This is a genomic window from Bradyrhizobium sp. CCBAU 51765 (genome assembly GCF_015291725.1).
GTDB lineage: Bacteria > Pseudomonadota > Alphaproteobacteria > Rhizobiales > Xanthobacteraceae > Bradyrhizobium > Bradyrhizobium liaoningense.
Genome location: NZ_CP030038.1, coordinates 2,416,932 through 2,443,273, shown reverse-complemented (window position 1 = coordinate 2,443,273; position 26,342 = coordinate 2,416,932). Strand labels below are relative to the sequence as shown.

Below are 26,342 nucleotides of genomic sequence, written 5' to 3'. Positions count from 1 at the left end.
CCGGATTGGCCTTGGCAGGGCAGAGTTGACGAGGCTCAGATTTGGCAAAGCTCAGATATCGAGTTCGAGCATGGTCCGGCCGCGCGAGCAGCAGGCCATCATGGTGGCCGAAGTCGCTCTCGCAGCCGGTGGAATGACTTGGTCGCGGTGATCGACGTCCCCCGAGAGCACGCGGACCTCGCAGGCTCCGCAGACGCCCTCCTCGCAGGAGTAGGAGAGGTCGACCCCCGCGGCGATGCACGCGCTGAGCACGCTCTCGTCGGCGCCGACCTCCAGGGTGCGGCCGGAGCGGACGAGACGGATGCTGAAACTTCCGGAGGGCTCTGCCTGCTGCGGGGCCGCGGCAAAGCGCTCGCGATGCATGAGCTCGGGTGGACGCCGCGCGGTCAGCGCATCGAACGCGTCGATCATGCGCTGCGGCCCGCAGCAATACATGGGCGCATCGCCGGGCACCGACGGCAGCACGTCCGCCAGGCGCGGCGCAGGCCCCTGCGTCGAGTGCAGGTGCACGCTGCCATCGGTGAAGCCGGCGAGTTCGTCGTGGAACAGCGCAGACGCCGCGCTGCGAGTCCAATAGTGCAACTGCACCGGCTGCCGCTGAGCGACGAGCTTGCGGTACATCGAGATGATCGGCGTGATGCCGATGCCGCCGGCCAACAGATATCGGGTCGCGGGCGTCGCGGCTCCGAGCGCGAAGTGATTGCGCGGAAGCGAGGCACGGTAGACGTCGCCGACGACCGACTGCCGATGCCAGCAGCGCGAACCGCCCCGCCCGTCGGGCGCCTCCTGGACGGCGATCTCGTAGCGATCTCCGGCCGGTTGCGGCCACAGCAGCGAATATTGCCGGACAAGTCCGGGCGCGATCTCCAGATCGAGATGCGCTCCGGGCTCGAATGCCGGCAACGCGGACCCGTCGGGCGCGGCCAGCCGGTAGAGGTTGATGCCCGGGACGCCAAAAACGATCTCGACCAGCCGCAAGCAGAGGCCGAGCTCAGATGACGCCATAGGAAATTCCCTTGGCGCGCAACCATGTGCGGTAGCGCTGGCCCATCAGGTCGGTACGGTGATGCAATTCGTAGCGCAACTCGGTCGGGATGCGCTCCGGCCGCTGCGACTCGACGATCTCGCGATCCTGCCCATAGACGACGTCGGCGCGTTCACGGACCGACTTCGGGTCGGGATGCGGCTGCACATTCAGCGCCGCGCAGACGCGGACGATGGTCGTCTTCTCGTCGATGGGCTGAGCCGTGAAGAAGGTCGTGAACAGATCGGAGTGATCGGAGACGATGTTTGCGGCGGCGTCGGCCTGTTGCGTCCGCTTGGAGAAATAGGCCACCAGCGGCCGGAACGTATGGTAGGTGTAGAACGCCATCAGCGGCACGCCACGCGCATCGCCGAACGGCTGGAACACCTTCACCTCCGAGGAACGAAGCCCGGTGTCGACCTCGTGCACGTCGTAGGGATCGAGCCGGTCCGGTTGATCCATGACTCCGTTCAGGCCGGCATGCACGAAGGGAAAATGGCTGGCATCGATGAAGTTCTCGATCGCACGGAAGCCGTTGGCCGCATAGCGATAAGGTCCGCTATGGACCTTGAGGAAGCTCGCATCGTCCCATTGCGGAAACAGCGGCACGTCGGCGCTGGGTTCGCCGAGGCAGACCCACACGAAGCCGTAGCGCTCCACCGCCAGATAAGGAAAGGCCCGCGCTTTCTTCATCGGCGTCTCGTCCGGAGCCGCGGGCATCAGTGTGCACCGGCCGCCCCCGTCATATTCCCAGCCGTGATAGGGACAGACCACCCGGTCGTTCTTGATCCAGCCCTTGGACAGGCGGGCCCCGCGATGGATGCACAGATCCTCCCAGACATGGATCTCGCCATCGTCCGTGCGCCACGCGATCAAGTCGCGCTCGAGCAAGCGAACCGGATGGATCTTGCCCGGGACGAAGTCCGACGCAAACCCCACGACATGCCAGTCATTGAGCAAGACAGGGTCCTGGCAGCCGTCCTGGGCGGTGATCGGCCGATGAGCGGTCACGGTCATGGCGGGCATCGATGCTCCTTTACGAACGCGGCACCGCCACGTCTTCTTAATTGGTCGACCATATAATTTCTTTATTGGTCGCCTATATAATTATTGTTTGCAATCCACGTGCCAGCTTGAGAAAAGGCGGAAAGTATCGCCATCTTCGTCCATTCGGGGGCAACTTCATGCGGCCAACGCGGTCTCGACAGAGTCGCTTGCATCGATTCCGTGCATCATGCCGCCTCTTTGGCGCGGGCCGCGGCATCGACGGAGCGAGGCGCATATGAGTGGCGTGTCCGGCCGGCGCGGGCTTCCCGCAACCGAGGCTCGTACCAAGCGCCCAGGCCGGCCCGAAGGCGGCACCGGCAAGATGCGCGCGGACATCATGGATGCCGCAGAGGTCATCTTCGCCAATCAGGGCTATGCTGGAACCACGCTGCGCGAGATTTCCGAGCAGGCCGGCGTGACGCAGGCCCTCATCACCTATTATTTCGGCACCAAGTTCGGCCTGTTTCGCGAGACTTTCCTTCGCCGTGCATCTGTCATCGCCGATGCCAGGATCGAAAGCCTCGCCGCGTTGCGGGCCGCCGGCCGTGCGAACGACGTTGTGGCCATCATCGAGGCGTTCCTGCAACCGATCCTGAATCTGCGCGCGTCGGTGCAAGGGCTGGCCTTCCTGCGCCTCCATGCACGGCTGCACACCGAGCCGCCCAACCTGTCCTACGAGCTGCGCAAGACCGCCTATGATGAATCGACGATGCTCTATATCGAAGCGTTGCACGAGGCGCTGCCCCATCTCTCGCGCGTCGATATCCATTGGCGCATGACGCTGATGATCGGGACCTATCTCTATGCCTTGTCCGACACGAACCGGATGGAGGACATGATGCCCCAAGCCTATGATCCGCGGGACAATGCGAGATTGAAGGCGGAGACCGTTGCGTTCATCGCCGGCGGCATGCGCCGGGACGAGCCGCAGCGCCCCACCGCTCCTTCCAGGAAGTCCCGGCGCTGACGAAACGCCGTTCGGTCAGCCATGACATCCGATCGACATCGCGGACAGGCGACTGGTACGGCGGGCGACCGATTGCTATCCCACACGAGACGCTGTCCCGCTCCCGGCATGGCGACGCGATCGAGGCATGCATGGTGGTGATGAAAACGGTTCGCAGTGGAAAGAAACGCGGTGGACCGGGTCGCCCCGAGGGGCAGACCGAGAGCCGAGACGCGCTTCTGGACGCCGCCGAACGCTATTTCGCCGAGCGCGGCTATGCGGCGGCCAATCTGCGCGAGATCGCCGAAGCTGCCGAGGTCACGCAGGCCATGGCGAATTATTGGTTTGGCAGCAAGCAGGAGCTGTTCCGGCAGGTCTATCTGCGGCGCGGTGAATGGCTGGCCGAACGTCGGATGGCGCTGCTCGGCGAGTTGACGGCGCGACGGCGCTTCAAGGTCGAGGACGTCCTGCGCGCCTATGTGACGCCGCCTTTCGAACTGCGGGCGTCGGCGCAGGGACGCGCCTTTCTGCGCCTCCAGGCCCGCCTGCATGCCGAACCCGACGAAACGGCCTACCGACTGCGCCGTGAGGTCTATGATCGCCCGGTGCGCGCTTACGTCGAGGTGCTGGCCGGTTTGCTGCCGCATCTGACCGATGAGCGCCTGTACCTGCGTTTTGCCCAGTTCATCGGAATCTACATCTACATTCTTTCTGACGCGCATCGCATCGACGAGATCAGCGGGACGAAGCGCAGCGTGCCTCCGTCCGGCGATCTGATCGAGGAGGTCGTCCGCTTCACCACCCTGGGCTTCAAGGGCTGAGGGCGCCGCCCAATCGCGCAACCTGCCTCATAGCCTGCCTATCACATGGGCTTGCCATTAAATTAATCCGCCGTTTAATTTATCCCTCCAAGAAAGAGGAGGAATCATGGACCACGCCGGTTTCACCGAAATCTGCCTGCATCAACTCAAGATGTCCGGTGTACGCGACGGCGAGCGCCTGGTTGTTCTGACCCAGGGCAATGATCGCCTGTCCTACGCCGACGCCTTCATGGCCGCGGGCCAGCGGCTCGGCGCGCGGATGTATCACATGCGGCTGCCTGCGCCGCTGCCGACTGCCGGCTGGAACGTCGGCGTGACCGGCTTGGCCGCCATGCCCGACGCCGTCGAGGCCCTGAAGAATTGCGACATGCTGATCGACTGCGTCTTCCTGCTGTTCTCGCCGGAACAGTTCGCCATTCAGGCCGCAGGCACTCGCATTCTCACTGCGGTCGAGCCGCCGGAATTGCTGGCACGGATGCAGCCCTATCCCGAATTGCGCGAGAAGGTCGAGATCGCCGCCGGCCTTCTCGACGCGGCCAAGGTGATGCGGATCACCTCGCCGCACGGCACCGACGTGACCTACAAGCTGAATACCTATGACACGATCGCCGAATATGCCTGCAACGACACGCCGGGCCGCTGGGACCATTGGCCTTCCGGCTTCGTCTTCACCGGCGGCGACGATGACGGGGTCGATGGGCAGATCGTGGTCGCGACCGGTGACATCCTGTTGCCGCAGAACATCATGGTCCGCGATCCCATCACCTACACGATCGAGCGAGGCTGGGTCACCGACATCAGGGGCGGGCTCGAGGCCGAGATCGTCAAGGCCTACATGGAATCCTTCAACGATAAGCGCGGCTACGGCATGAGCCATGTCGGCTGGGGCATGAACCCTCAGGCACGCTGGCACAATTTCGTCCCCGGCGAATTTCCCGGAGGGATGGGCATGGAGCCGCGCAGCTTCTACGGCAATGTCATGTTTTCGACCGGCCCCAACAACGAACTCGGCGGCCCCAACACCACCGCGTGCCATCTCGACATTCCCATGCGCAACTGCTCGCTGCTGCTGGATGACGAAGCGATCGTGATCGACGGCGACGTCGTCGTGAAGGATATTCAGATGAGCCGCAATTGAGGCGAGATCAGACCAGCGGTCTTACCGGCCTGCCAGCTCAGGCGATTCCTAGCCTGCCGTTCAAGGACCGCGCTTCTTCGCCCCGCGACAACAAGCTGATCGAAATACGACAGCTTCAGTCGAGGCAGGTCTGCCGATCCCGGCATGACTCGAACATGCGACCTTCGAGTCATTCCGGGCACACCGATCTCTCCTCTGCAATCAGGGGCGAGACTGCACAGCAGCTTCAGGAGCTTCAGGGCTGATGCCGCCGTATGATCGCGGCCTGGGCGGCCTGCGTATAGAGGCTCGACACCAGTTCGAGATGGGAGCCCATGGCCTCCGACTTTTCGGCCCAGCCGTCCAATGCTTCCAACATCGGCGGGAGCGTTTCCGCGCGCAAGGCTGCATAGGCTTCAGTGACGTCGTGGCCCCGATCGGTCGCGCGGTAGCGCGTCTCCTTGCGCGATGACGAGCCCTCGGTCTCGATCAAACCGGCCTTCACAAGCTTGCGGGTCGCATATTGCAGATTGGGGACGTCGACGCGATTGAGCAGCTGGCCGATCTCTGACAGCCGCTTGGGTTCATCGCCCATGCGCACCACGTTGAGCACGGCGACATCGTCTCCGGTCAACGGCGCGTCGCAGACGGCGGCAAGGCAGGCAGCCTTCCAGCGATAATAGGCTTGTGCCAGCCGCTCCAGCCTGAACTCGAACTCGGAGAGGCGCAGCTCGGTCTCGGTGCGCGCCAAGTGCCACGAGCCTGGCCGCTCCGTCGCGGCCGGCCGCTGCTTGTCTCTCGCGGCGGTGCCCGTTCGTCGCGCGGCCGCCTTCTGCGTCTTCCTCAACATCGTCTCCTGATTCCGCGCTCGCTTACTGCCTGGGCAGGCTGTGCTCAATCTATGCTATTTACAAGTTCGATTCTTACATTAAAAATTCAATTAAGAAAGCATGATGAAAAGGCAACCGTCTTCGCCTCGTGCCCGACGCGTCAAACAGACGCGCCGTGATGAGGGAAGGCTCCAGGGGCTCAACGAGAAGAGGGGACGGTCACGATGGCTGGACAGTGGATCGAGATCGCTGCCAAGGATGGCGGCACGTTCAAGGGGTACCTCGCGGTCCCAGCGTCGGGCGCCGGTCCCGGCATCCTGCTGTTGCAGGAGATTTTCGGCGTCAACAAATCGATTCGTGAGGTTGCCGACCACTACGCCGAGGAAGGCTATGTGGTGCTCGCACCCGATCTGTTCTGGCGCATGGAGCCAGGCGTCGAGCTTGGCTACACCGAGGCCGATTTCGGCAAGGCAATGGGCTATTACCAGCGCTTCGATGTCAACCAGTCGATCAAGGACGCCGCCGACGCGCTGAAAGTGCTGCGCGCGCGTCCCGAATGCAAGGGCAAGGTCGGTGCGCTCGGCTTCTGTCTTGGCGGCAAGCTTGCTTATCTCGTTGCCGCACGGACGGATGTCGACTGCGCCGTCAGCTATTACGGCGTCGGCATCGAGGCCGATCTTGGCGAAGCGGCCGACGTCAAAAGCCCCGTGGTCTTCCATTTTGCCGAGCTCGACCGATTTGCTCCGGCGGAAGCGCGTGCGCAGATCATGGCGGCTTTCAAGGGGCGGCCTGAGATCGAATTCTACCTCTACCCCGGTTGCGACCACGCCTTCGCTGCGCCGGAGCGCACCAGCTTCAACAAGCCCGCGACGCTGATGGCCTATACACGCTCGATCGCGCTGTTCCGGAAGGTGCTGGGCCCGCACTACGACCTCTCGGCGCTGTGGGACAAGCACACCGAACTCGAATTCGCGACGCGGTCGGCCGAGCAGACCATGACAACCATGGTTGCCGAGCCCTATGTCAACCACATCCCGACTATGACGGGTGGCGTGGGCTATCGTGACCTGCTGCGCTTCTACAAGAACCACTTCATTCCGAAGACACCGCAGGACACCAAGCTGGTGCCGATCTCGCGCACTATCGGCTCGGACCGCATCGTCGACGAGATGCTGTTCTGCTTCACCCACGACATCGAGATCGACTGGATGCTGCCCGGCGTGCCGCCGACCGGCAAGTATGTCGAGATCCCCCTGGTGGCGATCGTGCGCTTCCGTGGCGACAAGCTCTACAACGAGCACATCTATTGGGACCAGGCATCCGTGCTGGTGCAGATCGGCCTGATCGATCCAAGCAAGCTGCCGGTGGCCGGCGTCGAGACCGCCAGGAAGTTGGTCGATGAATCGCTACCCTCCAACACGCTGATGGCGCGCTGGTCCGAGAGCGCCGGGAAATAAGCAGATCTGATCCACGGCGCCGCTTGCGGCGCCGTTCTCGCAAATGCTCGCAATCTCTCGTCCATCGTGTTGGGGGTCATGAACATGTCGTATCTCTCTCGTCGCTCGCTTCTCCAGCTCGCCGGCGGCGTCGCCGCGCTGCCTTTCACCTCGGGTCTCACCGGTGGCGCACTTGCCGCTACGCCGGGCACGCTGACCATCGCTTACAACGTCAACGTGCCGTCGTTCGATCCGACTGTCGGCCTCTCGGCCGTGAACCCGACCATCCAGTCGATCTATCAGGCGGTGTTCGACCCCTATATCGGCCAGGCGCCGGACCTCTCCTTCAAGCCCGGGCTGCTGACGAAATGGGGCTGGAACGAGGATCGCAGCAAGATCACGATGGACGTGCGCAAGGGCGCGACCTGGCATGACGGCTCCCCGGTGACGCCGGAGGACGTGGTGTGGTCGCTCACCCGCGCCGCCGATCCGAAGGGCGGCAATCCCATTCAGTTCGTCTGGTCCAAGGTCGGCAATTACAAGATCGAGGGCAACACCATCACCGGCGACGTGCTCGAGTTCGAGCCGACGCTGTTCAAATGGATGGCGTTCCTCACCGGTTATATTCTGCCTAAGGCCTATTTCGAGAAGGTCGGTGCCGAAGGTTTCGAGAAGGCGCCGATCGGATCGGGTCCCTACAAGGTTGATGCCTTCGAGCGCAACGCCTTCCTGCGGCTGAAGGCGCATCCTGGCTATTGGGGCGGCAAGCCGGCTTTCGAGACCGTAGTGTTCAAGTTTATCACCGATCCGACGAGCCGCGTCGCCGAGATGGAGTCCGGTGGCTCGGATCTCACCTTCGAGATCCCTTACGAGGAGTTCGACCGCCTCAAAGCCAAGCCGGGATTGGCAGGACAGACCAAGCCGGTGTCCGACATCGCGATGATCTTCATCACCGACATCGACCCAATGCTCGACCGCAACGTGCGGCTCGCCGCCCACCATGCGATCGACAAGAAGGCGATCGTCGACCGGCTTCTTAAGGGCTACGGCGTTCCGATCTCGACACTTGAGGCGCCAGGCTATGCGGCCTTCGATCCCTCCATCAAAGTTGCATACGATCCCCAGCTTGCGAAAAGCCTGCTCGCCAAGAGCGGCTATTCTCCGGACAAGCCGGTGAAGTTCACGATCCAGACCACGCGCGGCTTCAAGCCGAAGGACTTCGAGATGATCCAGGCGATCGTCGGCATGTGGCGCAAAGTGGGCATCGACGCCAATATCGAGATATACGAGATCGCCAAGCATTTCGAGTTGCGCGCACGCCACGCGCTGGCGCCGGCCGCCTTCTACAATTGGGGCAACGCGATCGGCGATCCCTCGACCTCGACCGGCTTTGCGATGTTCGGTCCATCGCCGCATTGCGCCTGGAAGGGCAAGGATCTCGTCGAGCGCATCGGGCCTCTCTGGGGCGAGAAAGACGAGGCCAAGCGTATCGCCGGCTACAAGGCCGTCGACAAGTACATCGCCGAGGAGGGTGAGGTGATCCCGCTGTTCCAATATGTCCAGCCGATCATCCACAAGAAGGGTCTCAAGGTCGTGTCGCAATCCAACGGCATGATCCTTCCGCAGCTCGTCACGCCGGCTTGAGTCGCCGGCTTCGAAAAAGGGGGCACAAGGATGCGATGGGGCGAGCTGATCAGACGACTCGTCCTCGTCCCGCCCACATTGTTCGGTGTGGCGGTGATCGTCTTCGTGCTGCTGCGCATCGTGCCGGGCGATCCCATTGCCATGATGATCCCGCCCGGCGCCTCGGAGGCCGACATCGGCCGGCTCCGTGCGCTCTATGGCCTCGACCAGCCGATCCTCCAACAATTTGCGACCTGGCTTGGCCAGGTCGCAAGCGGCGATTTCGGCCGCTCCATCAGCGTGCGGCAAAACGTGCTGGAACTGCTGCTGGCGCGACTACCGGCCACGATCGAGCTTGCGCTGGTGGCGACGATCATCGCCGTCTTGCTCGGCGTTGTCGCAGCGCTTGTCGGCATTCTACTGCGGGGCCGGCGCGCCGAATGGGTCGTCGATGGCGGCATCGGCGTGCTGCTCGCGATTCCGGATTTCCTCTGGGCGCTGATCCTGCTGCTGCTGTTTGGTGTGCTGATTCCGCTGCTGCCGATCTCCGGCCGGGTCGATCCGGAGATCGACCTCAACCTGCACAGCAATTTCTTCCTGATCGAGAGCATCCTGACCGGCCACTTCGACATCGCCTTCGCGCTTCTGCATCACATGATCCTGCCGGCGCTCGCGTTGGCGCTGCCGTTTGCCGCCCTGGTGGCGCGTCTGTTGAAAGCGTCGCTGGCGGAGTCCGAGGACCAGGACTATGCCCAGGTCGCGCGCGCCCGCGGCTATTCGCGCCCGAGCATCCTGCTGCACGAGGTATTTCCCAACGCGCTGATCCCGACGGTCGCGCTCGGCGGCGTGCAGGTGACGTTGCTGCTCGGTGGGACCGTGCTGGTCGAGCGCATCTTCTCCTATGAGGGTATCGGCAACATGGCGATCGATGCGGTGATCAACCGCGACTTTCCGCTGATCCAGGGCTTGGTCCTGGCTTTTGCGGTGATGTTCATTGCGCTCAATCTCCTGGTCGATCTCGTGGTCACCATGCTGGATCCGAGGCTGCGCCATGGCTGACATCGCAATCGCCGCTCTTGCCGCGCCGCCGTCGCGCCTGCTTGCGGGCTTGAGGCGGAGCGGTCCGCGTCTCTGGATCGGCGCGGTGCTGGTCGCTCTCCTGATGTTGGCCGCGATATTCGCGCCCGTGTTCGCGCCGCACGATCCGCTTGAGCAGGATTTGATGTCGGCGCAATTGCCGCCGGCCTGGATGACTGGCGGGGATCACACGTATCTCCTCGGCACGGACAGCCTCGGCCGCTGCGTGCTGTCGCGCCTGATCTATTCTGCGCGCACCGCGGTAATGGTCGCACTGATCGCGGCAACGCTCGCGGCGCTGATCGGCGTCGCGCTCGGCCTGTTTGCCGGGAGTTTTGGCGGCTGGGTCGATCAGTCCATCTCGCGGCTGATCGACGTCTGGATGGCCTTTCCGCCGGTGCTGCTGTCGATCGTGCTGGCTGCGGTGATCGGCGCCGGACTGACCTCGGTGATCGCCGCGATCGTGGTGGTCGATTGGACACGCTTTGCCCGCGTCATTCGCGCCGAGACCATGGTGCAGCTCACGCGCGACTATGCCGCCGCCGCGCAAGTGATCGGCCTCAGCCGGGCCAGGCTGCTGCGCCTGGAGATATTGCCCAACCTCGTTCCGCTGCTGGTCACCCTCCTCGCCGTCGAGATGGGGATTGCGATCCTGGTCGAGGTCATCCTGTCCTTCGTCGGCATCTCGGTGGCCGGCGACACGCCGACCTGGGGCAGCATGATCGCCGAGGGCCGCCAGATCGTCTATCAGGCGCCGTGGATCATGGCGTTGCCGATCGTCTGCATCATCACCAGCGTGATCGGCCTCAATCTATTCGGCGACGGCCTGCGGCTCGCCCTCGATCCGGTGCAACGCTCATGACGGCGACGCTCACGATAGAGGGGCTGAAGGTCGCGATCGGTGCCGCCAATGTGCTGCGTGGGGTCAGTCTCGAGGTGCAGCCGGGCGAGGTCCGCGGCCTGGTCGGCGAATCCGGCGCCGGGAAGTCCATGCTCGGTCGTGCCGTGCTCGGGCTGTTGCCGGCGAACGCGAGCGTCACCGCAGGGCGCATCGCTTTCGAGGGCCGCGATCTCCTCGCCATGCAAGAGGCAGAGCGTCGTAACCTGCTCGGCCGTCGCATCGCGCTGATCCCCCAGGATCCGATGACCTCGCTCAATCCGGTCAAGCGCATCGGAGGACAGATCGGCAATTTGCTGCGGCATCATCTCGGACTGTCGAAACGTGCGGCGCTGATGCGCGCCACCGACCTTTTGAACGAGGTCGCGATCCGTGAACCCAAACGGGTGCTGTCGCTCTATCCGCACGAGATCTCCGGCGGCATGCGCCAGCGTGTGCTGATTGCGATGGCTTTTGCCTGCGATCCCGCGCTCGTCATTGCCGACGAGCCGACCACGGCGCTCGACGTTACCGTCCAGCGCCAGGTGCTGCAGCTCGTCGAGAGGCTGCGCCTGCGCCACGGCAGCGCCGTGCTGTTCGTCACCCACGACCTCGGCGTGGTCGCCAAGATCTGCCGCAGCATGACGGTGCTGCATGCCGGCCGAGTGCTGGAGGAGGGCGAGACGGCCAACGTGCTGGTGCGACCGCGCCATGCGTATACCCGTGCGCTGCTCGCCGCAACGCCGCGCGCCGACCGGCCGGCCGAGGCGCTGCGTCCGGTGCCGCCTGATCTCACCGACCAATTGTGGTCGGAGGCGCACCGGCTCGATCAGGTTCCGGCGGCGGGGGCGGCATGAGCGATATCCTGCTCCGGACAGGTAGCCTCGGCTTCGGCTATCCTCAGCGTAACGGCCTGTTCGGGAAACCGACTCTTCGCGAAGTGATCAAGGGCGTCGATCTCGCGGTGCCGCGTGGCTCGGTGCTGGGTCTCGTCGGGGAATCCGGTTCCGGCAAGACCACGCTCGGCCGCTTGCTGGTGCGGCTGTTGAAGCCGACCTCCGGTGGCATCCAGTTCGACGGCGTCGAGATAGGTCAGCTCGACGAGGCCGCGCTGCGCCCGTTGCGCGCGCGCATCCAGATGATCTTTCAGGACCCGCAGTCTTCGCTCAATCCGCGGCTGCGGCTCGGTACGACGCTGACGCGCCCGCTCGGCGTGCACGGGCGGCTGAAGGGCAAGCGTGATCAGCGCGAGCGTGCGGCAGCGCTGCTCAATCTGGTCGGCCTGCCGTCCGATTTCGCCAACCGCTATCCGCACGAACTGTCCGGCGGCCAGCGCCAGCGCGCCGGCATCGCACGGGCCCTTGCGCTCGAGCCCGATTTCATCGTCGCCGACGAGATCGTGTCGGGTCTCGACGTCTCGACCCAGGCGCACATCCTGCTGCTGCTGAAGGAGTTGCGCGCGCGGCTCGGCCTCACCATGGTGTTCATCAGCCATGACCTCTCGGTCGTGCGTGTGCTTTGCGACGACGTCGCAATCCTGCACCACGGCGAAGTGGTCGAATCCGGCCCGGTCGCACGCGTGTTCGGTGCTCCGCAGCACGCCTATACGCGGCAATTGCTCGCCGCGATTCCGTTGCCCGACGTCGAGCCGGGCTGGCTCGATGAATCCTCGGTCGTCTCTCCGCAACAGCAAGGATCAGCCGCATGACCGAGACAATCAAAGGTTCCGTCGTCCTCGTCACGGGTGCTGCCGGCGCGATCGCGCAGGCGCTCATTGCCGAACTGAAGGCGCGGGGGGCTGCGAAGATCTATGCTACCGCGCGCGATGTTGCCGCCATGACAGCCTCGGCCGGCATCGAGCCCGTCAAGATGGACGTGACAAGCGACGACGATGTGGCGAAAGCCGCCGGCCAGCTCGGCGATGTTACAGTGCTGATCAACAATGCAGGCGTCAATCACAATACCGGCTTCATGGTCGCTCCCGATCTTGCGATCGCCCGCGAGGAGATTGAGCTCAACTATCTCGCGCCGCTGCGGGTGACCAAAGCCTTCGCGCCCGCGCTGGTCAGGAACAAGGGGGCGGTCCTCAACATCCTCACCATCCTCGCACGCGTAAATCTGCCATTCATGGGATCCTACTGCGCCTCAAAGGCGGCGGGCCTCAGCCTGACGCAGGGCTTGCGCGGCGATCTCGGCCCGAAGGGCGTGCGTGTCGTTGCCGCACTTCCCGGTGCGATCGACACCCGCATGACTGCGATGCTGACTATCCCGAAGATGACGACCGCGGATGCTGCGAAGGAAATTGTCGATGGCTTCGAGGCCGGCGAGGAGGAGATCTATGTCGGCGAGATGGCGCGCGGCCTTGCACAAGGCCTTGCCCATGATCCCAAGGGTGTCGAACGCCAGCTGGCGTCGCCGGGTTGAGTTTCACGTCTGACGTTGCGTTACTGCGAACCAAAAGGAAGCGATCATGATCCCGTTGAGAGTACTGCTTGCCTCCGCCGCGCTGTCGCTCGGTGCCTCGATCCTGCCGGCTTCGGCGGATTCCATTCCGGGCCTGCGTGGGCACGACCACACCGGCATCACCGTGCCGGACGTGAAGGCCGCGACTGCGTTCTTTACCGACGTCCTCGGCTGCTCGCATGCGATGTCGTTCGGACCGTTCATGGACGACAAGGGCACCTTCATGCAGGACGTCGTCAACGTGAACCCGCGCGCTGTCATCGACGAGATCAGCATGGTCCGCTGCGGCTACGGCTCCAATATCGAGCTGTTCCAGTATCAGTCACCCGACCAGGCCAAGACGCTGCCGAAGAACGGCGATATCGGAGGCCACCACATCGCGCTCTATGTCGACGACATCGAAAAGGCTGCCGAGTATCTGCGATCGAAGAACGTCAAGACCATGCAGGGACCGATTCCCGTGAACGAGGGGCCGGCGGCCGGTCAATCCATCCTCTATTTCCTGACACCGTGGGGAATGCAGATGGAGCTGATCAGCTACCCCAAGGGCATGGCGTATGAGAAGAACGCCAAGACCGTGCTGTGGTCGACGACCGAGCCAACAAAGTGACGCGAGCCATAGACGAATTCACGACCTGATTTTTCCGCGGCTGAACGGGCTTCTGATGGCTTGCTCGGCCGCGCAATTTCGGCTCCCGTCAAGTCCCCAATGGCACGGCTTTACTCGACATCGCGCTTGCGAAGGAGGGGCCGTATTCATATTTCCGCTTCCGGCATTCTGGGTGTGGCCTTTGGTTAGCAGGGCCGCCCAGTTGCGAATTGTGGAGATGAATACATGAACCTCAATGGTTTCGATGGCGACCGGCTGATCCAGCCGGCGCTGTGGGCCGCGGCGGCGATCGCGTTCGTGATCGTGCTGCGGATGGCCAATATCATTCGTTACATTCCGAACAACCGGGTCGGCAACCGCCGGGGCGCCCGCGGGGCGCCGTAGCGCATCGTCCCGCTCGCGAACCTCGAGCTCATGAGAACGTCCTCGCTGCATGCCGGCACCGGCGCGCGTGGTCGCCTTGGGTTTGGAGTCGTCCGCGCCAGAACTCGCCCGAGTTGTCGAGCAGCGTCTGCTCGAACGTGCGCACCGAGCGGTCACGATCGGGCGCGGGAAATCGCAAGCGCGGGCATGAACTCGAAGGCCAGGCACTCGAACGCCCCGTCTTCGAAGAGCCGCCGTCCGATCGAAAACAAACGGCCGGACCCGGCCTCGCGCCGGATGACCGTCGCGATGCCGGTGCCATCGTACGCGATCGCATAGCCGGACTACGATGGACCTTCCTCTAGAGTTGGAACGCCATCGATCGCCGGAATGGCATCAGCGTTTCGGATCGCGCAGGCTAGCCCAAACGGCTCTTTAACTCCTGGATCCCGTGCCGCAGAAAGAGGAGAACGACGCGCTCCCGCGGTACGCAATCTTACGTTGGCTGAACGATCACGGCGGCGGGGAGGCACTTGTCTTCGAGCCAGAGGCCCAGCGCATCGAGCGGGGCACGGAAATCCCCGATCTGCTCGATCTCTATTCGAGCCATCCGTTCTTCCAGGTCCGGATCGTCAGGCGAAGGGCGCTGATCGACATCGGAGCGGCGCTCAAGGGCGTGCCGCCGTCTTACGGTAACACTCGGTAACGCCGATCGGGCGTATAGAGAAGAACCAGTGAAAGCAGAGACGAATGGCGCGCCCCTCAGAATAAACTTCGAACTCGTATGCGATTGAAATATCTATACAATTTTTGAGCCTAATCAGGCAAGCCCCGATCGCCCCGTCCGGCGCCCGCGGTCCTTGCGGATGATCATCAGCACATTCTACAAATAGTAGATCAACAGTCTTTCTGGCAGTCGCTCGCCGTTGTTCAAGGACCATGCGGAGTAAGGGGTACTACAGCCTTGTTCGAACTCTTCTGAAGGAGAACATCCGTCAGGGGCGGATTCCACGTGGAACTCGTCTCTATACAGCCGCCGTCGCAGACCGGCTGGCCCTGAGCCCCCCGCCCGTCCGCCGGGCGCTCGACCAGCTCATGGAAGAAGGTGTCCTCGTCCTTCATCCCCAGCACGGCTACGTCGTGGGAGGCACGACCCAGGAGGCTGGACAGCCGGGGCGCGAGAACTTGCATCTGCTGGACCTCGATCTGTCACTGCTCGAGAGCGGCAAATCGACACCACTCGCGCCGCGCTGGGAAACAATCCTCGAAGAGGTCAAACAAGGTGTGCTGCGTGCCATTCCTTTCGGGACCTTCCAGATTTCCGAGACGGGCATCTGTGACCATTTCAGCGTCAGTCGCACGGTATCCCGCGAGGTGCTCGCGCGCCTCGACACGCAGGGTCACGTCGAAAAGAGCCGCAGCTCCCACTGGATTGTTGGTCCTCTCTCGGCCCGGGCGCTGGACGAGACTCACGAAATGCGCCGTCTTCTCGAGCCGCAAGCGCTGATGGACGCGGCGTCCCGCGTGGACCAGAAGCGTCTGCTGGCCATGCGGCAAGAAATCGAGATATTGCGCAGGCGAGACGACGTCCTGACAATCAACGAGATCGCCGGCGCCGAAGCCGCGCTGCATCGCGAACTCCCAGGCGGATGCCGCAACCGCCGCATGGTGGCTAATGTCATGAACTTGCAGATTGCGCCGGTTGTCGATGATTTGTTTCGTGAGCATATCGGCGTACAGGACGAATCCAACCTGCTCGACGAGCACGACATTGTCCTTGCTCACCTCATTCGGAGGGATTCCGAGGGTGCCGGGCAGGCGTTGAGGCGTCACCTCGACCTACAGCACCAGCGCACGCGAGCGAGGCTCAAGGTTCTGTCGATCTTTGACGCGCCGAACGATCTGCCTTATCTGACGCGAATCCACTGATATGAGCCGCCCGCGCCTCCGCGTCATCGCCCGACGGGAATTCGTGCCCGAGCCGCTGAAGGCCGAGGCTGCGCGCGCGCTTGATATTGATATCGTATTCGACGTCGTCGATACGCTGGATGGATTACGCCGCGTCGTCACGGCGCCGGAGACGTTCGATGTCTATCACCAATGGCACACGATCGATCTCATCTGGACGTCCAGGGCGATCCAGCCGATCGCGCTGGACCGCCTGACCTGCGCCGCCGCCCTGCGCGCCATCTCGCGCCCCCCACTCAATGCATTGTCGCCCCCCACCGTCACGCGCAAGTTGTTCCTTCAGGCGGACGGCGAACTCGGATCCGCGCCGAGCGGTCACGTGTCGATGCTGCCTGTTCTCCGCGGCGTCGACTGCTTCGCCTATCAGCCGGCGGTTCGCGACTTGATCGGTGCGGATGTCCGCGAAAGCTGGGGCTGGCTCTTTGACGATCGGCTGCGGGGCCATGTCGGGCTGCTATCAGATCCCGTGCTCGGAATGATCGAGGCGGCCCTGGCGACGGAAGCCTCCCGAAATATCAGTTTCGACGACATCGGCAACCTCTCCATCGAGGACATCGATCTGGTCGCCGATGCCCTGATCCAGCTCAAGAAGCTCGGTCATTTTCGCGGCGTCTGGTCAAACTACGAGGAGGCCGCGCGTCTCATGCAACGCGGGGCGCTGGTGCAGAGCATGTTCACGCCGGGTGCGACGCGTCTGCGCCGAGAAAAACTGTCTGTGATCATTGCCAGCCCCATCGAGGGGGGCCGCGGCTGGCATTCCGATCTCTGCATCTCCTCAGCGACCCATGGAAAGGCGCTCGACGCCGCCTATGCCTATCTGAACTGGTGGGCCGAGGGATGGCCAAGTGCGTGCCTCTCGCGTCAGGGCTATTACGCCTTCTTCCCCGAGCGTGCGCGCAGCTATCTGGAGCAGGACGAGTGGGACTACTGGTATGACGGCCTGCCTGCTGCAAGAGCCCTGCCCGATCCGTTCGGCGAGCCCGCGATTCCCGTCGGACACGTGCGCGAGGGAGGCTCTTGCGCGACCCGCATGGGGCGCGTGCGCGTATGGAATACATTCATGGACGAGCACACCTATCTGGTCCGCCGCTGGCGGGAATTCCTCGAAGCGTGAGTATCCGCGGCGCCGGCCTACCGATCACTGGCGGCTCAACCGTTCGGCCCGTGTCGCGGCGAGATCAATCCCTGTTTCGCTCACAACGACCCCGTAGTCCTCGAGCGCCGTGTCGGGACCGAAATAACCTTCGCGAACGTCGTGCAGCACAGCCTCCGGATCACGTTCCAGAGGGTTGCCATATCCTCCGCCGCATGGGCCAAGGCAGATCAGACGGTCACCTGGCCTTGCCTTGACATAGGAAACCTTCGAGACCAGGTCCTTCGCAACTTGATCGTTCGAAACGAGCGTGATCGATGCGGTCCTGCCATCGTGACCGCCGTCATAACCCCACGGCTGGTATTTGTGGCCGTCGCCCTCGATCGAAAAGCCACCATCATCGAGAAAGGCGAATTCTCGCACGCTTCCGATGCCGCCGCGCCAGCGGCCCGCTGGCACGGCCTCTTCGCGCAGTTCGTAGCGGTTAACGCGTAGCGGCAGGTGCATCTCGATGTCTTCGATCGGATTGTTTCTCGTGTTGGCATAGAGCGTGTCCACCGCATCCATGCCATCGAGCCCGGCGCGGCCGCCATAGCTGCCTTCGAGGATCTCCATGTGCACCCAGTGCCGCCCGTCCTTGAAGCCGGAGAACGAGGCGATGCGGAGATTGCCGATGCCTGCCGATACCTTGGTCGGCACCACTTGCGCCAACGCCTTCATCAGGGTGTCGGCGAGCTGGTTGCCGGGACAGAAGCGCGCGATCACCGGCGCCGGAAACTCGGGATTTGCAAGACACCCCTTCGGGGCGACGATGGTGATCGGACGCGTCAACCCCTCGTTCTGCGGAATGTTGCCGTAAATAACGCTGTCGAGCAGGATCGAGCGCAGCGTCAGCCAGACCGCACAATCCACCGTCCCCTCGAACGGCATGTTGACCGGCTTGTCCGGAATCTGCGGCGCCGTGCCGGTGAGATCGACGATCATGGAATCGCCTCGAATGCGAAGCGTGACTGCCAGTTGCAAATCCTTGCGGGCTGGATCGGGATCGTCGAGATAGCCGTCGATATGCCCGAGCGCGCCATAGTCGCCGTCAGGCAACGCACGGATTGCATTGCGCATCAGCCGCTCGGAATAATCCATCAGGTCCGCATGTGCGGCCCTGAGCTTGTCGAGCCCCCACGTCCCGATCAGTTCAAGATAGCGATCCGCCCCGATCCTTGCTGCCTTGATCTGGGCCTCCATGTCGCCGACAACGAGATGCGGCGCGCGCAGGTTGGCTTGCAGGATGTGCCAGACCGGATCGACGCGGCGGCCCTGATCATAGACCTTGATCGCCTTGAACTGCAGCCCTTCGGCGTAGGTGTCGACGGCATCGACGATGCCGCAACTCCCGGGCGAGAGAGCGCCGATATCGAGATGGTGGGCCGTCGTGGCTGAGAAACCGACGAGCTCGTCGTTGTGGAAGACCGGCACGCAGAAGGCAACGTCGGGCCCATGGCTTGCGCCGCCATAGGGATCGTTGTGCATGATGACGTCGCCGGGACGGATCACCTCGCCGCGTTCCTTCATTGTCTTCAGCAGATGGCGAATGTATCCCGGAATCGGACCGGACTGCAGCGGTGTCGACATTCGGCATTCGCAAAGCTGGCTGCCCTGCGCGTCGGTCAATGCGGTGCCGAAATCCTCGGACTCACGAATGATGGACGAGTAGCTCATGCGCATGAGCTTGTGGCCCATCTCGATGGCGATGTTATCGAGCGCGCCCTGGATAACTGCAGCAGTGATCGGATCGATGCGGCTCTCGCCGTTCGGCTGATCTGCGGTCATACGCGGCCTCCCAAGGTGATGATGATGCTGCCCGATGGATGGACGCAGGCCTCCGCTCCCGGCGGCACGACCGTCGTGCTGTCCTGCTGGACGATGATCGCCGGTCCCGCGAACGGGACCTCGACCGGCAGGGCCGTGCGCCGATAGACTGGCGTGTCGAACAACTTCAGCGTCCCGGCGATGCGGAACGTACAACGGCCTTTGCGCAGTTCCGCTTGCGCGAGCGAGCCGCCCTTGGGTGCCACCTGCGGCGGCAGCTTCGGCAGCGCGCCGATGCCGGTGACCCGAATATTGACGATCTCGATCACGCTGGCCGTGAAGGCATGGCCATATTCCTCGGCATGCCTGTCGTGAAACTCCCGCCAGACCTTGGCCATCGCATCCGGCGTCGTCGGACCTGCCGGGAAGTCGATCTTCAACTCGTAGCCTTGACCGACGTAGCGCAAGTCGCCACTGCGCAGGAAACTGACGGCATCATCCGGCACGCGATCCGCCCTGAGGCGCGCGGCCAATGACGCTTCCATCTCCGCGAAATTGCGGCTCAGCCGATCGATATCGAGCGCCTGCGACGTCTGGAACTGCGTGCGCACCTCGTCGTATTTCAGATCCGTCGTCAGCAAGCCGATCGCGGAGGTAATGCCGGGATATGGCGGCACGATGATCTCCGGGATCGACAGCATTGCGGCGACGTCCGCCCCATGCAGCGGGCCGGCGCCGCCCATGGCGATCAACGCAAAGCGGCGCGGATCGATGCCCTTCTGCACCGTGCGCGAGCGGATCGCGTTGGCCATGTTGGCGTTGACCACGGTCAGCACGCCTTCGGCGGCCTCGTCAATCGGCAGGCCGAGCCGCTCTGCGAGCTCGGCAATAACCCGATGCGCGGCTTCGGCATCGAGCTTCATGCCACCACCGAGGAAATTATCCGGATCGAGCCGGCCGAGGACGATATTGGCGTCGGTGACGGTGGGCTCGTTGCCGCCGCGTCCATAGGCCGCCGGTCCCGGCACAGCGCCTGCGCTCTGCGGCCCGACGCGGAAGGCGCCGCCGCGATCGATATGTGCAATCGAGCCGCCCCCGGCACCGATCGTGTGCACGTCGATCATCGGCATCAGCAGAGGAAAGCCGGCCAGCGAGGTCGATCGCGCATCCGTCTCTGCAAAGCGGCCGTTGCGAATGATGCCGATATCGGCCGACGTGCCGCCGATGTCGAAGGTGATCAGATCGTTTCGGCCGGCGAGTTCGCCGACCCAAGCTCCCCCCAATACGCCGGCCGCAAGGCCGGACAGTAATGTCAGCGCCGGCTTCTCCGTCACCATGCGCGCGGTCGCGGCGCCGCCATTCGAGGCCATGATCCGGAGTTCGCCGGCGATGCCGAGATTCGCCAGCGCGGCTTCGAGATTTGCGATATAGCGCTCCACCTTCGGACCGATGGAGGCGGCGAGTGCCGCCGTGGTGAAGCGTTCGAACTCACGGAACTGGGGCGATATGAACGACGAGGTCGTGACGAAAGCGTCGGGCATGACCTCTTGCACGATCGCACGGGCGCGGAGCTCATGGGCGGGATTGAGGAACGAAAACAGGAAACAGATGACGACAGCTTCGACACCCTCCGCTTTCAATTCTTCCGCCACGCGACGGACGCTGGCTTCATCGAGAGGAACGAGTTCCCTGCCGTCGGGCGGTGCGAGGCGGCCGGCGACCGTCTTGCGATAGCGCCGCGCGACCGGGGGCCGGTTCTGCCAGGGCAGCTCCTGCATGATGGAATAGTGCTCGACGCGCTGGTGCCGGCCGATATGCATGATGTCACGAAAACCTTCGTTCGTGATCATGCCCGTACGGGCAATCTTGTTCTCCAGCACCGCGTTGGTCGCCGTCGTCGTACCATGGAAGACGTAGGCAATCTCCGATGGCTTGACCCCCGCACTCTCGCACAGCTCCTTCACGCCCTGCATGACGCCGACGGACGGATCGTGCGGAGTCGTGGATACCTTGTGAATGACAACCTGACCACTGGTCATGTCGCAGCAGACGAGATCCGTGAACGTTCCGCCCACATCAACGCCGATCGTTTTCATCTCACCTCGTCTTCTTGCATCGATTGTCGACCGTCATGCCGGCGGCTAATGCCGGCTCACGCCGGCTGGCCATAGGGTCGGAAGTTCGCGAAATCCCAGTCGCGGCCGGGAGCTGCGGCGATCAGCTCGCGCGTATAGGAATGCTCAGGCGTCGCCAGCACCGCGTGTGCCGTACCGGCCTCGACCACCTGCCCGTCCCGCATCACCGCGATCCGGTCGCAAATCTGCGCGGCAACGCGCAGATCGTGGGTGATGAAGAGGATGCCGACACCGCGCTCGTCGCAGATGCCGCGCAGGAGTTCAAGCACCTGCTTCTGCACGGACACATCCAGAGCCGAGACGGACTCGTCGGCGACAAGAACGTCCGGGTCGAGCGCCAGCGCACGCGCGATGCAGATGCGCTGGCGTTGGCCGCCGGAAAACTGGTGGGGAAAGCGCATCAACATGTCCCGCGACAATCCGACCCGCTCGAGCAGCACGGCGGCGCGTTCATAAGCCTCGCTCTTCGGCGTCCCGAAATTCAGCATCCCTTCAACGACGATATCACGCACACGCTTGCGGGCGTTGAGCGAGCGGAACGGATCTTGAAATACCACTTGCAGACGGCGGCGATGCGGGCGGAGCGCTGTTTCCCCCAGCCGCGAAATGTCGACGCCATCAAGCACGATCGAGCCGTCGGACGGCCGGATCAACCGGGTGATGCACCGGGCAAGCGTCGTCTTGCCCGAGCCGGACTCGCCGACAATGCCAAGGATCTCGCCGCGTCGCAGGCTCATGTCGGTCGCTTTCAGCGCGTGCACCGGCGGCCGGGGCGAAAAGAGGTCGCCGACCTTGTACGACATCGCCAAATTCGAGACGCTCAGCACCTCGGGATCGGTCGAGGCAGGCCTCTGCGGCGGCACGAGGCTCGGAACCGCAGATGCCAGCATCCGTGTGTAGTCAGCCTGCGGGTTCGACAAGACGTCCGTCCGACTGCCGATTTCGACCGTCCTGCCACGATTCATCACGACGATCCGGTCGGCGATTTCAGAAACCACACCGAAATCATGGGTGATGAACAGGACCGCCGTGCCGAACCGTTGCTGCAATTCCGAGATCAGCAACAGGATCTGCCGCTGGGTGGTGACGTCGAGCGCCGTCGTTGGCTCGTCCGCGATCAGGAGCTTCGGGTTCATGATCAGTGCCATGGAGATAACGATGCGCTGACGCTGTCCGCCCGAAAGCTCATGCGGATAGGAGGCGTGGATGCGCTCCGGGTTCGGCAGCCGCACGGCCTCGAACATCTCCAGCACACGGCGGCGGCGCGAGGCCGCATTGCCCTCACCGTGCACCCGCAGCACCTCCTCGACCTGCGCCCCGACCTTCTCGACTGGGTTCAGCGCGGTCATCGGCTCCTGAAACACCATCGACATCCGGGACGCCCGCATCCGGCGCAGCTCCTCGGCGCCGGCCGACAACACGTCCGCACCATCGACCGTGATGCGGCCACCTGCGACTTCCAGCGCAGCTGGATCCAGCAGGCCCATCACTGCGAGCGACGTCACGGACTTGCCCGAGCCGGACTCTCCGACCAGGCAGAGCGTCTCGCCGGCGCGAACGCCAAAAGAGATGTCATCGATGACCGGCGTACCAGACTGTTTCAACGCGACGGTCAGCCCCTCGATGCGCAGCACATCCGCGTTCGCATTGATCTCCGTCATGGATCAGCCCCTGCGCGCGAGTTTTGGATCGAGCGCATCGCGCAAGGCGTCGCCAATCAGATTGATGGCAAGCACCGTCAATGCGAGCGGGATGCCGGGAAAGAAGACGAGGCCGGGCCTGAGCTGGAAATAGGAGCGACCGTCGGCAATGATGTTGCCCCAGGACGGGACCTCCGGCGGCAAGCCGACGCCAAGGAAGCTCATCACCGCTTCCGTCAGGATGGCCGACGCCAGGATGAAGCTCCCCTGGACGATCAACGGCGCCAGCGTGTTCGGCAGCATGTGGCTGAGCAGGATGCGCCAGGCCGGCGTCGCGAGCGAGACTGCCGCCTCAACATAGGCTTCGTTGCGCAGCGAGAGAATAAGGCCGCGGACAAGGCGCACAACACGTGGAAATTCGGGAAGCACGATCGCGAGCAGCACCGTGACCAGATTGGCACCGGTGATAGCGACGAGCGCCACGGCGAACACGATGGACGGAATCGACATGATGCCGTCCATGACCCGCATCAGCACGCTGTCGACGATCGGGAAATAGCCGCAGACAAGGCCGATCAACAGGCCAAGCAGCAGCGATGCGCCCGCCGCGACGACGCCGACGACCAGAGACGTCCGCGCGCCGTAGACGACGCGGGCAAACAGATCGCGCCCCATCGTGTCAGCGCCGAACCAGAATTGCGCCGAAGGCGCCTTCAACCGGTTCACGGCGTTGATCAGAATCGGATCGGCGCTGGTCAGCAGCGGCGCGAAGATCGCAACAAGAACAAGACACACCAGGAAAGCTGAAGCTGCGATCGTAAGTCCATTGCCGCGCAGGCGTGCGCGCCACTGCCCGGCACGGCGCTCCCGCGCGGCAGGCAAGACGGCGGACATTTTCATGTCTAGTTCTCCCACCGATCAAGCCCGGATGCGTGGATCGAACACCATGTAGAGGACGTCGATCCCGAGGTTGATGAGGATGTAGATCAGCGACAGGAGCAGCATCAGGCTCTGGATCAGCGGATAGTCGCGCGCAAGCACCGACTCCACCATCAGCCGGCCAAGACCGGGGATGTTGAAGACGCTTTCCGTCACGACCACACCGCTGATCAGGAAGGCGGCGCCCGAGCCTGCCACCGTGACGATCGGCACGGCTGCGTTGCGCAGCGCATGACGAAGCACGACGCGCGCCTCGGGGACGCCCTTGGCCCTGGCCGTCCTGATGAAGTCTTCGCCCAGGATCTCCAGCACGCTCGATCGGGTGATGCGTGCAATGAGGGCGACATAGACGGCCGACAGCGTCAGCGTCGGCAGCGTTGCCGTTTGCAGGAAACGCACGGGATCGGTGGCCAGCGGGGTAAATCCCTGTACCGGAAACCAGCCGGCGTTCAGCGAAAAGAGGTAGATCAGCGCATAGCCGGTGACGAAGACGGGCGTCGAGAAGCCGAGTACGGCCATCATCATCACCAGACGGTCGCTAAGCCGGCCGCGCGCCCAGGCGGCGTAGACGCCCATGGGAATGGCGACCAGCAGGGAGAAGGTCATCGTCGTCACGGCGAGCGAGAGCGTCGGCCCGATGCGCGACGAGATCATTTCGGCGACCGGCTTGTGCGAATGCAACGACGTCCCGAAATGCCCCTGGCCGAGCTGGCCGAGCCAGTAGAAAAACTGGATGTGGAGCGGTTGATCGAGGCCGAGCCGTGCGCGGATCTCGGCGAGCTGCGCCGGAGAGGCTGAATCGCCAGCCATGATTGCTGCCGGATCGCCCGGGGCGAAATGCAGCAGGGCAAACACGATGAGTGCGACCACCCCCATCACGGGGATGGTCATCACGGAGCGTCTGACGATATAGCCAAACATCGGCCTACGGCGCGCCCTTGGAGATGTTCCAGAAGATGTTCGCCGGCGCCGGCAGCACGCCCCTGACGTCCTTGCCGAAACCGCTGATGCGGGCAAAGGAACCAAGGGGCGCGAAGACACCTTCGTCATAGACGATCGACTGGATCTTGGTCGCGATCTCCTTGCGCTCGGCTTCCGACCCCGCGGTCAGGAAGGCCTTGGTGAGCTGCGGAATGGCGGGCACGTCGGCCCAGCCGGCATAACCGCCCTTGCCTTCCGCCACGATCATGAAGTTGCGCAGCGGCTCCTGGATCTCCGTATTGTGCCAGCTGGTGATGAAAATGCTCCAGCCACCTTCCGTCGTCGGTCCCTGATTGGCACGGCGCGACAGCATCGTCATAAAGTCCATCGCCTGCAAGTCGACCACAAAGCCTGCGGCGCGAAGCTGTTGGGCCATGACCGGAGCGACCGAGGACAGCGAGGGAATGTCGGAGATGTGCAGGATGGTAACCGGCTTGCCGTCGTAGCCGGCTTGCTTCAGCAAGGCCTTCGCTTTCTCGACGTTGGGCTTCATCACCATCTCTGCCAGGACATCGCTCTCATACGGCAGCCCGCAACCGAACACCGCACCGCAGAGCTTGTAGTTTTCCGGCGCTCCGAACTGGGCCTGCATGACTTCTTGCTGCCCGATTGCCCAGAGCGCCGCCTGGCGGACCAGCTTGTTGTTGAACGGCGCCTGGAGATGATTGAAGCGATAGCTGATCTGGTAGCCAAGCTGGTCCAGACGCGCCGTCGTGACCTTCGACGCGTTCACAAGCGGCATCAGGTCGGAATTGATGTTCTGGACGTAGTCGACTTCGCCACTGTTCAGCGCGTTAAGCGAGGTCAACGGGTCGGCCATTTCGATACGGGTGATCCGATCGACCTTTGCGAGCTTGCCGCCGGCAAACCAGCTCGGCTCTTCCTTGCGTGGCACGTAGTTCTCGTTCTTGACGTAGACCGCCTTGACGCCCGGCTGATATTCGTCGGCCTTGAAATTGAACGGCCCGGAGCCGGTATAGTTGGTGATCGCCTCGGTCACCGGGGTCTCCGCGACTTTTGCCGGCATGATGAAGAGCGGAACGCCGCTCGGCTTGGCAAAGGCGTCGAGGATAACGCCGGACGGGGTCGACAGCGTGAGCGAGAAAGTCTTGGCATCGGCGGCAGAAACGTCCGACGTGATCGACATCAGGGCGATGCCCATGCGATCGCGTTTGCCCCAGCGCTTGATTGACGCGACCACGTCCGCCGCGGTGACGGGAGCGCCGTTGTGCCACTTCAGGCCGTCGCGCAGCGTGAACGTATAGACCTTGCCGTCCTCGGATACCTTGTAGCTATCGACCATCTGCGGATGAATCTTCTGCTCCGCATCGAGCGCGAACAGCGTGTCGTAGATGAGATAGCCGTGGTCACGCGTCTGGTGCGAGGCGCTGAGGATCGGATCGAGATTGCCGAGCCGGCTTTCCATCACGATCTTCAGCTCGCTTGCCGTCGCCGGTACGCAGATTAACAACGTCGATACGACGGCAGCCAGAAGCGACGATGCCATCTTCATATGCAGCTTCATTTCAGTCCCCTAGATTGCGCG

At 63.4% G+C, this 26,342-nt stretch carries 24 protein-coding genes and 1 pseudogene; 16 read left to right on the top strand and 9 right to left on the bottom strand.

All coding sequences use genetic code 11. The features are described 5' to 3' along the window. Positions 1–51: 51 nt before the first annotated feature. Together XH96_RS11535 and XH96_RS11530 are read right to left on the bottom strand one after the other, a co-directional pair. Entirely contained in the window at positions 52–1,005 is a 954-nt protein-coding gene (locus XH96_RS11535; RefSeq protein ID WP_194392600.1) for a PDR/VanB family oxidoreductase, read from the bottom strand. Continuing rightward, positions 992–2,050, bottom strand: coding sequence for an aromatic ring-hydroxylating dioxygenase subunit alpha (locus tag XH96_RS11530; protein WP_210337879.1), 1,059 nt, complete (start codon positions 2,048–2,050; stop codon positions 992–994). The genes XH96_RS11535 and XH96_RS11530 overlap by 14 nt, the downstream gene beginning before the upstream one ends. On the opposite strand from XH96_RS11530, the gene XH96_RS11525 reads away from it, so the two are divergent. The 3 genes from XH96_RS11525 (at position 2,040) to XH96_RS11515 (ending at position 4,976) form a co-directional block, all read left to right on the top strand. Continuing rightward, the gene (locus XH96_RS11525; RefSeq protein ID WP_210337877.1) at positions 2,040–3,038 is read left to right on the top strand and encodes a TetR/AcrR family transcriptional regulator; all 999 of its coding nucleotides are present in this window, start codon (positions 2,040–2,042) and stop codon (positions 3,036–3,038) included. The genes XH96_RS11530 and XH96_RS11525 overlap by 11 nt on opposite strands. A 131-nt stretch (positions 3,039–3,169) precedes the next feature. Then, positions 3,170–3,838 (top strand): TetR/AcrR family transcriptional regulator, encoded by a 669-nt coding sequence (locus XH96_RS11520; RefSeq protein WP_194392599.1) that lies wholly within the window; start codon positions 3,170–3,172, stop codon positions 3,836–3,838. A 106-nt stretch (positions 3,839–3,944) separates the two neighbouring features. Then, on the top strand, positions 3,945–4,976 hold the full coding sequence (locus XH96_RS11515; RefSeq protein ID WP_194392598.1) for a leucyl aminopeptidase: 1,032 nt from the start codon (positions 3,945–3,947) through the stop codon (positions 4,974–4,976). Between the two features lie 235 nt (positions 4,977–5,211). Here XH96_RS11515 and XH96_RS11510 read toward each other — a convergent pair whose 3' ends face one another. Further along, positions 5,212–5,805 (bottom strand): winged helix DNA-binding protein, encoded by a 594-nt coding sequence (locus tag XH96_RS11510; protein WP_194392597.1) that lies wholly within the window; start codon positions 5,803–5,805, stop codon positions 5,212–5,214. Between the two features lie 204 nt (positions 5,806–6,009). On the opposite strand from XH96_RS11510, the gene XH96_RS11505 reads away from it, so the two are divergent. From XH96_RS11505 to XH96_RS11450, 13 genes and pseudogenes are all read left to right on the top strand, one after another. After that, the gene (locus XH96_RS11505; RefSeq protein ID WP_194392596.1) at positions 6,010–7,242 is read left to right on the top strand and encodes a dienelactone hydrolase family protein; all 1,233 of its coding nucleotides are present in this window, start codon (positions 6,010–6,012) and stop codon (positions 7,240–7,242) included. Positions 7,243–7,326: 84 nt separating this feature from the next. Further along, a complete protein-coding gene (locus tag XH96_RS11500; protein ID WP_194392595.1) occupies positions 7,327–8,865 on the top strand; it encodes an ABC transporter substrate-binding protein in 1,539 nt (512 codons plus the stop codon). A 30-nt stretch (positions 8,866–8,895) separates the two neighbouring features. Next, positions 8,896–9,903 carry an ABC transporter permease gene (locus tag XH96_RS11495; RefSeq protein ID WP_194392594.1) on the top strand — a complete coding sequence of 336 codons (1,008 nt, stop codon included), beginning with the start codon at positions 8,896–8,898 and terminating at the stop codon, positions 9,901–9,903. Further along, a complete protein-coding gene (locus tag XH96_RS11490; RefSeq protein ID WP_194392593.1) occupies positions 9,896–10,783 on the top strand; it encodes an ABC transporter permease in 888 nt (295 codons plus the stop codon). Before XH96_RS11495 ends, XH96_RS11490 begins: the two co-directional genes overlap by 8 nt. Continuing rightward, positions 10,780–11,655 (top strand): ABC transporter ATP-binding protein, encoded by an 876-nt coding sequence (locus XH96_RS11485; protein WP_194392592.1) that lies wholly within the window; start codon positions 10,780–10,782, stop codon positions 11,653–11,655. Before XH96_RS11490 ends, XH96_RS11485 begins: the two co-directional genes overlap by 4 nt. Beyond that, positions 11,652–12,506 (top strand): ATP-binding cassette domain-containing protein, encoded by an 855-nt coding sequence (locus tag XH96_RS11480; RefSeq protein ID WP_194392591.1) that lies wholly within the window; start codon positions 11,652–11,654, stop codon positions 12,504–12,506. Before XH96_RS11485 ends, XH96_RS11480 begins: the two co-directional genes overlap by 4 nt. Next, positions 12,503–13,222 (top strand): SDR family oxidoreductase, encoded by a 720-nt coding sequence (locus XH96_RS11475; protein ID WP_194392590.1) that lies wholly within the window; start codon positions 12,503–12,505, stop codon positions 13,220–13,222. The genes XH96_RS11480 and XH96_RS11475 overlap by 4 nt, the downstream gene beginning before the upstream one ends. A gap of 46 nt (positions 13,223–13,268) precedes the next feature. Further along, entirely contained in the window at positions 13,269–13,871 is a 603-nt protein-coding gene (locus XH96_RS11470) for a VOC family protein (protein ID WP_194392589.1), read from the top strand. Between the two features lie 225 nt (positions 13,872–14,096). Further along, positions 14,097–14,255 (top strand): hypothetical protein, encoded by a 159-nt coding sequence (locus XH96_RS11465; RefSeq protein ID WP_194392588.1) that lies wholly within the window; start codon positions 14,097–14,099, stop codon positions 14,253–14,255. Between the two features lie 430 nt (positions 14,256–14,685). Next, positions 14,686–14,940 (top strand): hypothetical protein, encoded by a 255-nt coding sequence (locus XH96_RS11460; RefSeq protein ID WP_194392587.1) that lies wholly within the window; start codon positions 14,686–14,688, stop codon positions 14,938–14,940. A gap of 233 nt (positions 14,941–15,173) precedes the next feature. After that, a pseudogene (locus tag XH96_RS39820) lies at positions 15,174–15,317 on the top strand (hypothetical protein); the annotation flags it as partial. A gap of 12 nt (positions 15,318–15,329) precedes the next feature. Continuing rightward, positions 15,330–16,163 carry a GntR family transcriptional regulator gene (locus XH96_RS11455; protein ID WP_246790054.1) on the top strand — a complete coding sequence of 278 codons (834 nt, stop codon included), beginning with the start codon at positions 15,330–15,332 and terminating at the stop codon, positions 16,161–16,163. 1 nt (position 16,164) lies between these two features. Beyond that, positions 16,165–17,316, top strand: coding sequence for a PotD/PotF family extracellular solute-binding protein (locus XH96_RS11450; RefSeq protein WP_194392585.1), 1,152 nt, complete (start codon positions 16,165–16,167; stop codon positions 17,314–17,316). Between the two features lie 24 nt (positions 17,317–17,340). On the opposite strand, the gene XH96_RS11445 is transcribed toward XH96_RS11450, so the two are convergent. Genes XH96_RS11445 through XH96_RS11420 form a run of 6 tightly spaced genes read right to left on the bottom strand, consistent with a single transcriptional unit; the run spans position 17,341 to position 26,321 of the window. Beyond that, positions 17,341–19,122, bottom strand: a complete 1,782-nt coding sequence (locus XH96_RS11445; protein WP_194392584.1) for a hydantoinase B/oxoprolinase family protein — start codon at positions 19,120–19,122, stop codon at positions 17,341–17,343. Then, entirely contained in the window at positions 19,119–21,197 is a 2,079-nt protein-coding gene (locus tag XH96_RS11440; protein WP_194392583.1) for a hydantoinase/oxoprolinase family protein, read from the bottom strand. Before XH96_RS11440 ends, XH96_RS11445 begins: the two co-directional genes overlap by 4 nt. A 56-nt stretch (positions 21,198–21,253) precedes the next feature. Next, a complete protein-coding gene (locus XH96_RS11435) occupies positions 21,254–22,897 on the bottom strand; it encodes an ABC transporter ATP-binding protein (protein ID WP_194392582.1) in 1,644 nt (547 codons plus the stop codon). Positions 22,898–22,900: 3 nt separating this feature from the next. Continuing rightward, positions 22,901–23,776, bottom strand: a complete 876-nt coding sequence (locus tag XH96_RS11430) for an ABC transporter permease (protein WP_194392581.1) — start codon at positions 23,774–23,776, stop codon at positions 22,901–22,903. An 18-nt stretch (positions 23,777–23,794) separates the two neighbouring features. Next, complete coding sequence (locus tag XH96_RS11425) at positions 23,795–24,736, bottom strand: ABC transporter permease (protein ID WP_194392580.1); 942 nt, start codon at positions 24,734–24,736, stop codon at positions 23,795–23,797. Positions 24,737–24,740: 4 nt separating this feature from the next. Continuing rightward, the gene (locus tag XH96_RS11420; RefSeq protein ID WP_194392579.1) at positions 24,741–26,321 is read right to left on the bottom strand and encodes an ABC transporter substrate-binding protein; all 1,581 of its coding nucleotides are present in this window, start codon (positions 26,319–26,321) and stop codon (positions 24,741–24,743) included. Between the last annotated feature and the right edge of the window lie 21 nt (positions 26,322–26,342).